This window comes from Stenotrophomonas sp. ZAC14D1_NAIMI4_1, assembly GCF_003086775.1.
GTDB lineage: Bacteria > Pseudomonadota > Gammaproteobacteria > Xanthomonadales > Xanthomonadaceae > Stenotrophomonas.
In genome coordinates this window covers 2,136,082-2,149,988 of the sequence record NZ_CP026001.1, presented here as the reverse complement: position 1 = coordinate 2,149,988, position 13,907 = coordinate 2,136,082, and the positions used below count along the sequence as shown (strand labels likewise).

Annotated in this window: 8 protein-coding genes; 1 reads left to right on the top strand and 7 read right to left on the bottom strand. The window is 67.0% G+C overall.

Features of this window, described 5'->3' with window-relative positions:
* Positions 1-6: 6 nt before the first annotated feature.
* The 3 genes from fucP to C1927_RS10030 form a co-directional block, all read right to left on the bottom strand.
* A complete protein-coding gene (fucP, locus tag C1927_RS10040) occupies positions 7-1,320 on the bottom strand; it encodes an L-fucose:H+ symporter permease (protein ID WP_079221716.1) in 1,314 nt (437 codons plus the stop codon).
* 63 nt (positions 1,321-1,383) lie between these two features.
* On the bottom strand, positions 1,384-2,433 hold the full coding sequence (locus C1927_RS10035; RefSeq protein WP_079221715.1) for a LacI family DNA-binding transcriptional regulator: 1,050 nt from the start codon (positions 2,431-2,433) through the stop codon (positions 1,384-1,386).
* A 96-nt stretch (positions 2,434-2,529) separates the two neighbouring features.
* The gene (locus C1927_RS10030; protein ID WP_108747821.1) at positions 2,530-4,983 is read right to left on the bottom strand and encodes a GH92 family glycosyl hydrolase; all 2,454 of its coding nucleotides are present in this window, start codon (positions 4,981-4,983) and stop codon (positions 2,530-2,532) included.
* A 1,025-nt stretch (positions 4,984-6,008) separates the two neighbouring features.
* Between C1927_RS10030 and C1927_RS10025 the strand changes: the two genes are divergently transcribed.
* Positions 6,009-9,095 carry a TonB-dependent receptor gene (locus tag C1927_RS10025; protein ID WP_079221714.1) on the top strand — a complete coding sequence of 1,029 codons (3,087 nt, stop codon included), beginning with the start codon at positions 6,009-6,011 and terminating at the stop codon, positions 9,093-9,095.
* A 224-nt stretch (positions 9,096-9,319) separates the two neighbouring features.
* Here the strand turns inward: C1927_RS10025 and C1927_RS10020 are convergent, their stop codons facing one another.
* The 4 genes from C1927_RS10020 to C1927_RS10005 form a co-directional block, all read right to left on the bottom strand.
* A complete protein-coding gene (locus C1927_RS10020) occupies positions 9,320-10,057 on the bottom strand; it encodes a copper homeostasis protein CutC (RefSeq protein ID WP_108746588.1) in 738 nt (245 codons plus the stop codon).
* Entirely contained in the window at positions 10,054-11,052 is a 999-nt protein-coding gene (locus C1927_RS10015) for a N(4)-(beta-N-acetylglucosaminyl)-L-asparaginase (protein ID WP_108746587.1), read from the bottom strand. The genes C1927_RS10020 and C1927_RS10015 overlap by 4 nt, the downstream gene beginning before the upstream one ends.
* A gap of 56 nt (positions 11,053-11,108) precedes the next feature.
* Positions 11,109-12,116, bottom strand: coding sequence for a glucokinase (locus tag C1927_RS10010; RefSeq protein ID WP_174208722.1), 1,008 nt, complete (start codon positions 12,114-12,116; stop codon positions 11,109-11,111).
* A gap of 144 nt (positions 12,117-12,260) precedes the next feature.
* A complete protein-coding gene (locus C1927_RS10005; protein ID WP_108746586.1) occupies positions 12,261-13,850 on the bottom strand; it encodes a calcineurin-like phosphoesterase family protein in 1,590 nt (529 codons plus the stop codon).
* Positions 13,851-13,907 lie beyond the last annotated feature (57 nt).

Sequence of the window (13,907 nt, the reverse complement as noted above, 5' to 3'; positions counted from 1 at the left end):
CTGGACTCAGCCTCCCTGCGTTGCGGAGGCCGGCGTACGAGCGCCGACCAGACCGTAGAAAATGATGTAGCCGTAGCACAGCAGCGGCAGGATGAAGCTGGCCTGGACCCCGATGTGGTCAGCCAGAACGCCCTGCAGGTACGGCACCACGGCACCGCCGACGATGGCCATGATCAGCAGGCTGGAGCCCTTGTTGGTCAGCGGGCCCAGGCGCTCGATGCTGAGCGCGAAGATGGTCGGGAACATGATCGAATTGAACAGGCCGATCGCCACCACCGAGTACAGCGCGACGCTGCCGGAGGTCATCATCGTCGTTGCCAGCAGGCCCACGTTGACCAGCGCGAAGATGGCCAGCAGGCGGCTGGGCGAGAAGCGCGCCAGCAGGGCCGAGCCGGCAAAGCGGCCGATCATCGCCATCGTCCAGTAGGCCGACACGTAATGGGTCGCCTGCTGTTCGCTGAAACCGCCGATGCTCGGCATCGACAGGTAGTTGACCAGGAAGCTGCCGATCGACACTTCCGCACCGACGTAGAAGAAGATGCCCAGCACGCCCAGCAGCAGGTGGCGCTTGCGCAGTGCATCGAAGTAGCTGTGGTGATGGCCCTGGTCGGCCTGTTCGGTCGCATCGCTCAGCGCCGGCAGGCGGAACAGGAACACGAACAGCGCCAGCAACACCAGCGCCACCGCCAGGCCTACGTACGGGCCCTGCACGGCCTGTGCTTCGGCGGTGCGGTAGGCCAGCTGTTCGGCAACCGGCAGCGCTTTCAGTTCATCGGCGCTCTTGACCGTGTTGGACAGAATCAGCATGCCGCCGAAGATCGGCGCGATGGCCGTGCCCAGCGAATTCAGCGCCTGGGCCAGGGTCAGGCGGCTGGAGCTGGTCTGTTCCGGACCCAGCAGCGCCACATAGGGGTTGGCGGCGACCTGCAGCACGGTGATGCCGGTGGCCAGCACGAACAACGCACCCAGGAAGGCGCCATATTCGCGCAGCTCTGCCGCCGGCCAGAAGCCCAGCGCGCCGATGCCGGCGATCACCAGGCCGGCCACGATGCCCTTCTTGTAACCCAGCGCCGCCACCAGGCGGCCTGCCGGCAGCGACATCAGGAAGTAGGTGCCGAAGAAGGTGAACTGCACCAGCATCGCCTTGGCGTAGTTCAGCTCGAACACCGCCTTCAGGTGCGGGATCAGGATGTCATTGAGGCAGGTAAGAAAGCCCCACATGAAGAAGATGGTGGTGACCACGGCCAGTGCCTTGCCGTTGGTGACGGCCGGTGCGTTGCCGGGGGAACCCGATGGGCGGGGCGTTGCGGAGATCGGCATGCGGTTCGCGCCTCGATGCGCGGAAGGTCGTTGTTGCGTGGAAGGAGTGTGCGTTGAAGGGAATCAGTTGGGTCGGGCGGCGCTGCTTTCGCGGATGCGCAGCTGCACCGGGGCGACGGTGCGCCGTGGCGGTGCATCCGGATCGTCCAGGCGCTGCAGCAGCAGTGCGGCCGCCTGCCGGCCGCGCTCGCGCGGGTCGGCGGTGAGGGTGGTCAGCGGCGGCACCGCCACGGAGGCTTCGGAAATATCATCAAACCCGGTGACCGCGAAATCGCCACCGGGGCGGATGCCGCGCGAGTTCAGGCCCAGCATCAGCCCCAGCGCGACGGTGTCGTTGTAGCAGACCGCTGCACTCGGCCGGTGGCCATCGACGAACAGTTCGTCGGTGCGCGCAGCGGCTTCCAGGCGGTTCGGCGCCGATTCGATCATCCAGCCTGGCGGCAGCGTCAGCCCGGCCTCGGCGAGGGCCTGCTGGAAACCGGCCCGACGCTGGTGGCACGAGCTGGAATCGGCGTGGCCGCCGAAGAACGCGATCTGGCGATGGCCGCGCTCAATCAGGTGGCGGGTGGCCAGGTAAGCGCCGTGCTGGTTGTCCAGGGTCAGGAAGTCCCAGTCGGCACCGTCCAGTTCGCGGTTGAACAGCAGCACGTTGGCGTTGGCGCCCAGCGCCTGGCGTACCAGGGTGGCATCGCTGCCCTCGGCCGGCGACAGGATCAACCCGGCCGGGGTGTGCTCCATCAGCGTGGACAGTACGGCCTGCTGGCGCTCGGGCGATTCGCCGGTACTGCCCAGCAGGGTGACGTAGCCGCGCCCGCCCAGCGCCTCGTCCACCCCGGAGGCGAATTCGGCGAAGAACGGGTTGGACAGATCGTTGATGACCAGCGCGATGCTCGACGAAGTGCGCCGGCGCAGATTGGCCGCGGCACGGTTGTAGACATAACGCTGGCGGCGCAGTTCGGCCTCGACCTTGGCCCGGGTATCGACGTTGACCAGCGGGCTGCCACGCAGCACCAGCGACACGGTCGCGCGCGAAACGCCGATGGCACGGGCGATGTCGGTCACCGTCACCGCCTTGCCGGAACGCTTGCTGGAACTGCCGCCGTTGTCGTTCATCGTCTTCCCGGACTCCGCTGGAGCCTCAAGCCTAATGGATCGTGACGCTGTCGTGCCGTGCCGTTCGCTGGGTTGCCTCGAACGGCACAGCGCCGATCATCGCAGCTGGCTGCCTGGTGCAGCGCACCAGGAGACCGGCAGATCGGCCACCGCGGTGCCCCAGCCCTGCGTCGGCGCCTGGCCGTCGAGGGCGAAACGCACGCGCGGGCCCTGCTGCAGGCGATTCCAGTCCAGCCACACCGGCGCATGGGCCTGGCCATCGACCTGCACGCCCTGCACGTACTGCAGGCGGCGGCCGTCGGCGCCCGGTGCGTCGATGCGCAGGGTGCGGCCGTTGCCCATGTCCACTTCCACCTTGGCAAAGCGCGGGGTGTGCAGCAGGAACTCGCCACTGCCCGGCACCGCCGGGTACACGCCGATGGCGCTGAACAGGTACCAGGCCGACATCGTGCCCAGGTCATCGTTGCCGGTCACGCCGTTGGGCGCATTGGTGAACAGCTGCTGCGCGGCACGCACCACGGCGGCGGTCTTCCACGGCTGGCCGATCAGCGTGTACAGCCACGGCGAGTGCAGGTCCGGCTCGTTGTTGGGGTTGTAGCGGAACTGGTTGTAGTAGCTGTACGGCCCGACCACCCACTCCTTGCGGGCGGCATTGAGCGGGTCGGCCTGCAGCGCATCCATCGCGAAGAACGCATCCAGGCGGCGGCCGGCCTGTTCGCGGCCGTCCATCGCTTCCACCAGGCCCGGCACGTCCTGCTGCGCCAGCCACTGGTACTGCCACGCGGTGCCTTCATGGAACCCGTGGTGCGAGCGCGGGCTGTAGTGGCCGTCGGCCGGGGTGTACCACTGGCCATCTTCGGTGCGCGGGCGCGGGAAGCCGGTGAAGCCGGTCTCGGCATCACGCACCTGCGGATCCCACACCTTGCGCCAGTTGCGGCCGCGCTCGCGCAGCGTCACCGCATCCTGGGCATGGCCCAGGCCATCGGCCATCTGCGACAGCGCGCAATCGGCCACGGCGTACTCCAGCGTTGCCGAACCGCCGTGGTGCGGATCGACATCCATGCCCTTGGACGGGAACGCGCGGTCATAGACCACGTAGCCCTTGTCCAGGTAGGTCGGGTTGCCCGAACGGCCGGCCATGCGCGAGTTCAGCGGCGGCGTACCGAAGGCATTGCGGCGCAGCGCATCCCAGGCCTGCGACTCCCGGCCCTTGAGCGCACCGAAGCGCCACAGATCGACCATGAAGGGCGTGACCGGGTCGCCGGTCATGATGTTGGTTTCGAAGTTGGCGTAGCCCCAGCGCGGCAGCCAGCCGCCCTGCTCGTCGATGGCCAGCAGGGTGCGGCCAATGTCACGGGCCACGTCCGGGCGGGTCAGCGCCAGCCACTGGTTCTGCGCACGGTAGGTATCCCACAGCGAGAAGTACTCGTAGTAGGTCCAGCCATCGGCGCGGTGGATGCCGTCGTCGTAGCCACGGTAGCGGCCATCGGCATCGCTGCCGGTCAGCGGCTGCAGCAGCGCGTGGTACATCGCGCTGTAGAAGACGGTGCGGTCATCGCCGTTGCCGCCCTGCACGCGCACCCGCGCCAGCTGCTCGCGCCAGGCCTGCTGGGACAGCGAACGCATCCTGTCGAAACCGATCAGCGCCCCACCCTGCATGCCCTCGGCGCGCAGGTTGGTACGTGCGCCTTCGGCATCGACGTGCGAGATCGCACTTACCGCAGTGACCGACTGGCCCTTGGCCAGGTCGAAAGTGAGCCAGGCGCCATTCGGCTTCTGCTCGCCTTCCATGCTGTGCCGCGCGTTGGGCAGGCCACCGGTTTCGCCCCAGGTGCCATGCGCCTTGAACGGACGGTCGAATTCGACGCGGAACCAGGTGGTGTACTGGTGGCCACCGCAGAAGCTCTTGGTGACCAGCTTGCCTTCCACCACGCGGTCGCCGACCACATCGACCACGCTGCCGATGACCGAATGGCGCTCGTTGGCCTGGCCGACGTTGATCATGACGTGGCCATCGCCACTGCGCTGGCTGAAGGTGTAGCGCTCGGCTGCGGCGCGGGTACGTGCGGTGGCTTCGGCGTCGATGCCGCCGTAGCTGGTCAGCCGCACCTTGTAGTAGCCGGCCTGGCCGACCTCGCCATCATGCGTGTAGCTGGATGCGTAGGCCTTGTGGTCGAACTGCTTGGGGTTGCCGGTATCGAAATCGCCGCCCGGACCGATGCTGCCGGTCACCGGCAGGATCGAGACCTGGCCGCCCTGCTCCCAGCAGCCGGCGCCGGACAGGAACGAATGGCCGAAGCCGCGGATCTTCTCGTCGTCGTAGCGCCAGCCAGAGTAATGGCTGCCGATCGGGCTGACCTGGATCAGGCCGAACGGGGCCGAGGCGCCGGGGAAGGTGTTTCCGTCATCCTTGCTGCCGATGAACGTATTGACCTCGCGCTCCAGCGCGGCCGGTGCAGCCTGCAGCCAGGGCGTGACGGCCAATGCCAGCAGGCAGGCGATGCGCGCCAGCGGGCGATGGGACAAGGCCGGCGAGCGGCGGGCAGACAGACGGCGGGACAACCTGGTCACGGACAGGACTCCTTGGCGGCAGGGCGGCAGCGGGGCGCCGGCCACGGTGGGCCGAACTCCTCGTTTCCATCGGTACAAATCCGCACCCCGGCGGATTTAGATCGATTGAAGTAAAGCAGGGAGCGCCCATCCATGCATTCTGCGCCGCAGCAAAAAAGGGGAGGCTTCTTGCAGGGCTTGCAGCCCTGCACCTGCTTCAAGCCAGCGCAACGTCAACTTCAAAAGCCTGCATTCCGAGGGATGGCGGGGTGGGTCCGGTTGAGGGGGGCGCCGTAAATACGTCCATGTAGGCTCGGTCGCGGCATCCATGCCGCTCACGCCCCCTCAACCGGACCCACCCCGCCTTCGACAGTTCTCCGCGATCTGGCGGAACAGCCTCCTGCACTGGTGGGTGCCGACCGTTGGTCGGCACGGCCTCCGACCCCAGATTCATTTGGATATCTGATGGATGTGCCGACCAACGGTCGGCACCCACCAACAGCCGCGTGAACCTGTCGGGGGCGGGGCGGTGTGGGCTGGCAGGACCGCAGGCGCCATGGATGGCGCCTACGAGCCCCCAGGGATGGGTTTACGGCGTGTCCTGCCAGCCCACACCGCCCCGCCCAACTCACAGCAAGCCAGAGCCGCCTTTGATCTTGCTTCGGCTTCGGCTTCGGCTTGAAGCAGGTGCAGGGCTGCAAGCCCTGCCGAACCACCCGCCCCTTTTGCGCATGTAAACGATTCCAGCGCATTTCAGCGAATCATCATTCTGCAGACACGTCACTGCAATATTGCGCAGCAGCATGCGCAACCCCTCCAGCCATGCTAAAAATCGCCCCGCCATCGCTTAGATCGATCCAAGCGGATTCAGGGGATGGCCCGGCGTTGGGGACCGGAACAAGTACGTACCCGAGCACCAGCGCGCCGCACCAGGCAACCGCGCGGCTCAAGCAAAATCGGCATCACACATTAGATCGATTCAAGTTCCGCGTCAGTCACCGGATCAATCCAGGAGAGAGGGAGAGATGGCAATCAAGCATTCAACTCGTACGCACGGCCGCGACACGTTGTCGCTCGCCGTCGCGCTGGCACTGGCCGCAGCCGTCGCGCCCCTCGGCGCCGCTGCCCAGCAGGCCACCGCACAGCCGACCACCGGCAGCAGTGATGCCACCACCCTGGACAGCGTCCAGGTCACCGGCTACCGCTACGCCATCGAGAAGAGCCTGCAGCAGAAGCGCGACGCCAATGCCGTGGTTGAAGTGATCACCGCCGAAGACGTTGGCAAGTTCCCTGACAAGAACGTCGCCGATTCGCTGCAGCGCGTGCCGGGCGTGGTCATCACCCGCGACGGCGGCGAAGGCAAGAGCGTCAGCGTGCGTGGTCTCGATCCGGATCTCACCCTGACCCAGTTGAACGGCAACTACATCGCCACCTCCGAAACCAATGACGAGGCCAGCCGTTCGTTCAACTACACCCTGCTGCCGTCGAACATGCTGTCCAGCGCAGAGCTGTTCAAGTCGCCGGAAGCACGCATCGACGAAGGCGGCATCGGCGGCACGGTCATCCTGCACACGCGCCGCCCGCTGGAAATGGAATCCAACTCCGGCTACGTCACCCTGGAAGGCGTCTCGTCCGATACCCACCAGGACGTCGACCCGCAGGCGTCGGCGCTGTACTCCTGGCACAGCAAGGACGAGCGCTTCGGCGTGCTGGTCGGCGTGACCCAGCAGAAGCGCACCAGCCGCACCATGGAAGTGAGCACCGAGAACTACCAGTGGTACGGCACCGACGTCGACGCGCGTGATGTCAACGGCAACGCCCTCACCCAGGGCGGCATCAACTACTGGTGGGGCAACTCCGGCTTCAACGACCAGTTCGGCCACAACTACAGCGACTTCTTCATGCCCACCTCGGTGAACTTCGCCGTGAAGGAAGAGAAGCGCGAGCGCAAGGGCGGCCAGCTGACGTTCCAGTTCAAGCCGATCGACAACCTGACCCTGACCGCCAACTACTTCCGCTTCCAGCTGGACGGCGACTATTCGCAGAACATGCTGAAGGTTCCCGAATGGAACATGGCGCGCTACAACGGTGACGGCAACTGGGCCGGCGGGCGCCTGCTCAACGGCCTGACCTTCGATCCCAGCGGCACGGTGGTCACCGGTGCGCAGTTCGAGAAGCTGCCGGGCAAGGCCTACTACTGCAGCGAAGACGAAGCCGCCGCCGCCGGCCTGGCCCCGGGTGGCTGGGGACCGGACGACTGCACCATCCCGACCCCGCAGCTGACCGGTGGCTACAGCCGCGAAAAGGCGCTGTCGCAGACGGCCGACCTGACCATCGACTGGGACATCAGCCCGCTGTGGAAGGCCTCCTTCAGCGGTGGCCGCACCTGGTCCGAGGGTGGCCCGTCGATGAACTTCCGCATGTCGGCCAAGCCGCGCCGCCGCGTCAACGGCGTGTGGGAGTCCGGCAACCAGTACACCGCATGGGACCTGACCGGCACGCCGACGCTGACCGTCTCGCCGAACCTGCAGGAGGTGCTGATGAATGGCATCGCCGAGGTCGACACCGGCTCGACCGATTCGTCGTGGATGCAGACCGAAGTCAAGCAGAACCACTTCCAGGCCGACGTCACCAAGATGTTCGAAAGCGGCTGGCTGGACTCGATCCAGTTCGGCGCCAAGTACCGTGACGGCAAGGTCCACCGCAACACCGGCAACACCTACTGGGTGTGCCAGGGCGCCGACCCGACCGACTACGACAGCCGCTACCAGGCGGGCTGTGACAACACGGCCGGCATCGCCCAGCCGGGCTTCTTCCTGTCCAACCCGATCAGCGGCATCGCCGGTGGCTTCAACGCGAACGTGTTCCCGGGCATCAACTTCCCGGCCTACATCGACCACCTGAACAATACCTACGGCCAGTCGTACAACCGCGTCGAGGACGACTTCGTCTACAACGTCAACGAGAAGATCTACTCGGGCTACTTCCAGGCCAACTTCCGTACCGAACGCCTGCGCGGCAACGTCGGCGTGCGCGTGGTGCGCACCGAGCAGTTCGCCCAGTCCAGCGATTCCATCGAACGCTTCAACGACTACTTCCTGGACAACGCCTCCGGCGCACCGATGTCCTGCGATGATCCGGCGGCAGCGGCCTACCCCACCTACGGCTGCGAAAGTGGTTTCGTGCGCCTGCCCGACAACCTGGCCCGCGAGAAGAGCTTCGAGCTGATCGGCTCGGACCGCACCTATACCGACGTGCTGCCCAGCTTCAACATCGCCTGGGACATCACCGACAACCTGGTCCTGCGTGGCGCAGCGTCGAAGGTCGTGGCTCGCCCGAGCTACACCAGCATCGCCGCACCGGGCAGCCTGAGCTACTACAGCCCGGAGTACGTCAATGACCGCCGCGTTGCGGGCGGCGCACCGACCGAGGGCTGGGCAGGCAGCGGCAGCAACAAGAACCTCGAAGCCTTCAAGGCCACCCAGTACGACCTCGGCGTGGAGTGGTACTTCATGCCGGGCGCGGTCGCCGGCGTCGGCCTGTTCCGCAAGGACATCAGCAACTTCACCGTGCCGATCGTGCGTGACGTGCAGATGGAAGTCGGCGGCGAGATGGTGACGGTGCAGAACTACAGCACCCAGGCCAACGGCCGTGACGCGGTGTCGCAGGGCGTGGAAGTGTACGGCCAGTACACCTTCGATTTCGGCCTGGGCGTGCAGGCCAACTACACCTACAACGACACCAACCTGGCCTCGATCGAGCTCAATGGCGAGAACCTCGGCGCATCGCCGCTGGTGGGCAGCGCCAAGAACCAGGCCAACCTGACGGTGTTCTACGAAACCGACCGGTTCCTGGCCCGTGCCTCGTACAACCGTCGTGGTGAAGTGGTCGGCGGCCTGGTCAACGGCATGACCCAGTACACCGAACCGTACGACCAGCTGGATCTGAACGTGGCGTACAACTTCACCGAAGCGCTGACCTTCACCGCCTCGGTGCTCAACGCCACCAAGTCCGAGCAGCGCATCTACCTGGGCAGCGACACCCAGTCCCGCCTGATCTCCAACCTGTACTCGGGCCGCCAGATCTACTTCGGCGCCACCTACAAGTTCTAAGGTTCTGCACAGCGGTCCTCCACGGCAGCCACGCTTTTACAGGTGGCTGCCGTTTTTGTTGTGCTCGACCGCGCGCATCCCGCGTAGAGCCGAGCCCATGCTCGGCTGCGCTTCGCTCCTTGTAGAGTCGAGCCATGCTCGACTGCTTTTTTGCAGCGTCGAGCCACGCGCGACCGGTCGTCGAACAGCCGTCGAGCATGGCTCGACGCTACATGAAAAGCGGGTTACCGCGCGGCGTCCAGCGCCTTGCGCAACGCCGCCACCGTCGCGGTGCTGGTCTGGCTCCAATCCGGGTCAAGCCCGCGCAGCACCGGGTTCTGGAACTGCATGTCCGAGCGACGCAGGCCCTTGGCCGAGGCGTGCAGTTCGGTGCAGCCGGTCTGCCGGGCCACGGTAGCCACGTTGGACGGGACCAGGCCCGCGCCCGCCATCACGCTGATGCGGCCCGCGGCCTGGGCCACCAGCGAGGCCAGCACCTTGCTGCCCGCCTCGGCGCTGACCTGCCCGCCCGACGTCAGCACCCGCTGGCAACCCAGGCCGACCACCTGCTCCAGCGCCGCGGACAGATCACGGGTGGCATCGAACGCGCGGTGGAAGGTGACCTGCAGCGGCCCGGCGGCCTGCACCAGCTCACGGCACAACGGCAGGTCGATATCGCCCTGCGCATCCAGTGCGCCAACCACCACGCCATCACAGCCGAGCGCCCGGCACTGGGCGATGTCACGCAGCATCAGCTCGGTTTCCAGTGCGTCGTAATGGAAATCACCGGCCCGCGGGCGCACCAGCACGAACAGCGGAATGGTCAGCCGCTCGCGGGCAATGGCAATGCTGCCAAACGACGGCGTGGTGCCGCCCTCGGCGAGGTTGTCGAACAGTTCGATGCGGTCTGCACCACCGGCCTGCGCGGCAAGCGCCGAGGCCACCGAGTTGCTGGCGATCTCCAACCCCAGGCGCACGCTCACGCCTGGGTGCTCGTGTAGATCGACGGCGAATCGCGCAGGTCATCCTGGCGCTGCGCATCGCACACCGCGTAGACAAAGCCGCGATGCAGCGCGTACGCGCCCACCTCGCCCTGCTTGTTCATTGCCAGGAAGCAGACCTGCAGCGTTCTGCTTGCCTCAGGGCGCTTGCGCACCACCCGGTCGATGGCCTCGCGGCAGGCCTGCGCAGGCGTGCGCCCCTGGCGCATCAGCTCGACCACCAGGAACGAGGCGGCATTGCGGATCATCTCTTCACCCACGCCCGAGGCCGTGGCCCCGCCCACCTCGTTGTCCACGTACAGGCCGGCACCGATGATCGGGCTGTCGCCGACCCGGCCGTGCAGCTTCCAGGCCATGCCGCTGGTGGTGCAGGCGCCGGCAAGGTTGCCCCTGGCGTCCAGCGCCAGCATGCCGATGGTGTCGTGGTTGTCGCTGTTGCCGGGGATGCCGCGGCGCTCGGCGTTGATCTGCGGCTGGTACTTCTCGGTCTTCAGCCACTCGCGCCAGGCCGCCTCGGCCTGCGGGGTGAGCAGGTGCTGGCGCTCGAAACCCTGCTGCACCGCGAACTGCTGCGCGCCCTCGCCCACCAGCAGCACGTGCGGGCTGTTCTCCATCACTTTGCGGGCCACCGACACCGGGTGCAGGATGTCCACCAGCGCGGCAACCGCACCGCAGCGGCCGTCGCCGTCCATGATGCTGGCGTCCAGGCTCAGCACGCCGTCGCGATCAGGATTGCCGCAGTGGCCGACGGTGGGGTTGCACAGCTCACTCTCGGCCCAGCGTGCGCCGGCTTCCACCGCATCCAGTGCGCTGCCTCCGCTGCCCAGCACCTTCCACGCCGCCTGGTTGGCGGGAACGCCGAAATCCCAGGTTGAAACGACCTTCGCTCCGCCCTGCGTACGTGCCTGCACGCCCGGCATTGCCGCCATGCCTGCGGCCAGTGCTCCGGCCTGCAGGAACTGCCTGCGATCCACCATGTTCGCCTCCGTCGTCCGATCCGCCGCCGGCAGGCTGCCAGCCGCCTTCTTGGTTGCTATGCCGGCCTGCGCGCGGCGTGCCAGACGGCTGCGCCCAGCACGCCCAGCTGGCCATGCTCGACGCGCCACACCGGCACCTGCCGCAGCACGTCGGTCAATACACCCTTGTTGAGGAAGCGCTCGCGGAAGCGGCCATCGGCAAGGAAATCCTGCACATGGGCAGAGATGCCACCGGCCAGGTACACCGAGCGCGCACCCACGGCGATGGCCGCATCACCGGCCAGGCTGCCCAGCCACGCGCAGAAGACCTGCAGGGTTTCCACCGCCAGTGCATCCTCGCCGCTGCGGGCCGCACCGATCAGGGCCTCGGTGCTGGTCCACTGCGGCGTCACGCCCCGCAGCTCGCACAGGCACGGGTAAAGGTTCATCAGGCCACTGCCGGACAGCACGCGCTCGTTGTCCACATGCGGCCAGCGCTGCAGCAGCTTGCCCAGCACCTGCAGTTCCAGCGCATTGCCGGCGCCCAGTGCGGCGTGGCCGATCTCGCTGGCCAGCACCGGGCGCTCGCCATCGGCAAAGCGCAGCGCAGCGCCCAGGCCGGTGCCTGCGCCCAGCACCAGCGCGGGGAACGCCTGCGCCGGGTCCGCATCACCGTTCAACGGCACCAGCGTGTCGGCCTGCAGGTAGGGAATGGCCAGCGCCACTGCCTCGAAATCGTTGATCAGCTGCAGTTCCTGCAGGCCGGACTGCGCCTGCGTGGTGGACAGCGAGACCGTCCACGGCAGGTTGGCGTTGATCAGCACATCGCCATCGAGCAGCCCGGCAATCGCCACCACGGCCGTGCTGACCGGCTGGCCGAGGCTGGCAGTGAAATCGGCCAGGATCGCGGCCAGGCTCGGGTGATCGGCGCAGGCGTAGGTGCGGTAGCTGCCCAGTCGCGGGGTCTGCCCCGGCGCGGTCTCGGCCAGCGCCAGGCGGGCAAAGGTGCCGCCGACATCGGCCACCACCAGGCTGCGCGAGTCACCGCCGCGGATGGCACTGTTGCCAGCGGTGTTGCTGGCCAGATCGGGAATAACCGGGGACGCTGCTGCAACGTTCACACTGGCCTGCTTGAATCGATTGAATCATGTCGATTCTCAGGCATTGACCGCGCTTTGCCAACGCTGTGGGACCGGGTGCAGTCGATCCTGCACCCGGCCCGGGCCGCATCAGGGCTGCGCCGCCTGCAGGCTGTAACGGGTGGTGGCGGTGAACACCGCACCGTCAGGCTGGGTCGAGCGTACCTCCACCTTGTGGCTGCCCACCTCCAGGTTGGTCGGCAGGGCGCCACGCCACAGGTGCGGCGATGCGGTGGCCTCCGGCGATCGATCATAGCCGCGCAGCGCATCGGCCGTGTCATCGGCCACGTTCTCGACCAGCAGGCGCGGATCCGGCTGGCTGACCTGCTTCATCGGCTGCCATGCGCCGCCGTCGACACGGAACTCGACCACGCTGGTGTCCTCGCCCATGTAGACGTTGGCGTACACGCCCCACGCCGGGTAGGCGCCCTGGCGCAGCACCTTCGGCGCATGCAGGCCGATCTGGTCGCTGGCCGGGGCACCGGCCACGCGGTACTGCAGGCGGTAGCTGCCGTTGCCGGCCACGTCCAGCAGCGCGTACCCCTTCGGCGTGCCATCGCTCATGGTGCTGTCCGGCACGCCCGCCGCGTTCTTCACGCCCGACCAGAACGCGCCGCAGTTGGCACCGACGTTGTACTCATGCAGCGGCTTCTCACCCTGCCAGCCCTCGGCCTTGCCGTGGTAGACGTGCTGCTGGGTGTGGCTGTGGCCGCTCAGCACCAGCACGTTGCGGAAATCCTTGAGCAGGTCGAACAGGCGCTGGCGGTCGGCGTGGCGGAACGTCTCGCGACCGGGTGCGGCATCGAACAACGGAATGTGCATGCCCAGCACCAGCAGGCGGTCCTTGTGCAGGCCCTTCAGGTAGCCGGCGAGGAAGGCGAACTGGTCTTCGCGCAGGCCACCGACGTACTTCGGCTTGGCGTTGGGGTCATACACCACGTCATCCAGGAACACGAAGCTGGCGCCGCCCTCCTCCACCGCATAGGTGTCCGGGCCGTAGATGTTGCGCCAGCTGTCCAGCGAGTGGTCGTCGTTGGCGGCGTCGAAATCCAGGTCATGGTTGCCCGGCACATGGAACCACGGCACGCCCAGCTGGGTGGTGACCTTGTTGATGGCCGGGTACAGGCCCAGGTCGTCGTTGACGATGTCGCCCAGGGTGGTGCCCAGGCGCGCCTTGGTCTGGCCCACCAGCGGTGCCACGATGGACTGCTGGTAGTAACCGATGTCCTTCAGGGTGGCCGTCTGCGAATCGGTGAACACCAGCATCTGGAAGCCGCGGCGGCTGTCATGGCGGTCGGACTGCAGGGCGAAATCCCAGTTGCGGTCCACTGCCCCGGTGGCGGCGATGCCACCGTACTTCAGCGCCGGCGACCCATCCGGGCGGTAGTGGCGCCAGAACGTGGGCAGGCCATCGGCCGCCTTCGGGAACGAGTACGTATCCGGCTTGATCACGAACACCGTCTGCCCGTCGCGCACCGGCAGGCTGTAGCCGCCATCGGCGGCGGTCTTGACGATGGTTTCGCCATTGGAGACCTGCACGCCGGCCAGGCCCGGGTCGGTCGCGCCGCGGCCGGGCTTGCCGTCGCGTTCAAGATAGACCTTGCCGCTGACCACCGTGTCGGCGGCCCAGGCCGGCGAAGTCAGCAACAGGCAGTACAGCCAGGCGGCGGGCAGTTTCATGGGGGCGGTCCGGGGAAGAAAGACCGCCCATTGTAGATTCCGTTGATGACATCGCGC

Excerpts from the sequence above, each read along its gene's own strand:
- fucP (WP_079221716.1), bottom strand. The coding sequence starts at position 1,320 with ATGCCGATCTCCGCAACGCCCCGCCCATCGGGTTCCCCCGGCAACGCA.
- C1927_RS10035 (WP_079221715.1), bottom strand. The coding sequence starts at position 2,433 with ATGAACGACAACGGCGGCAGTTCCAGCAAGCGTTCCGGCAAGGCGGTG.
- C1927_RS10025 (WP_079221714.1), top strand. The coding sequence starts at position 6,009 with ATGGCAATCAAGCATTCAACTCGTACGCACGGCCGCGACACGTTGTCG.
- C1927_RS10015 (WP_108746587.1), bottom strand. The coding sequence starts at position 11,052 with ATGGTGGATCGCAGGCAGTTCCTGCAGGCCGGAGCACTGGCCGCAGGC.
- C1927_RS10005 (WP_108746586.1), bottom strand. The coding sequence starts at position 13,850 with ATGAAACTGCCCGCCGCCTGGCTGTACTGCCTGTTGCTGACTTCGCCG.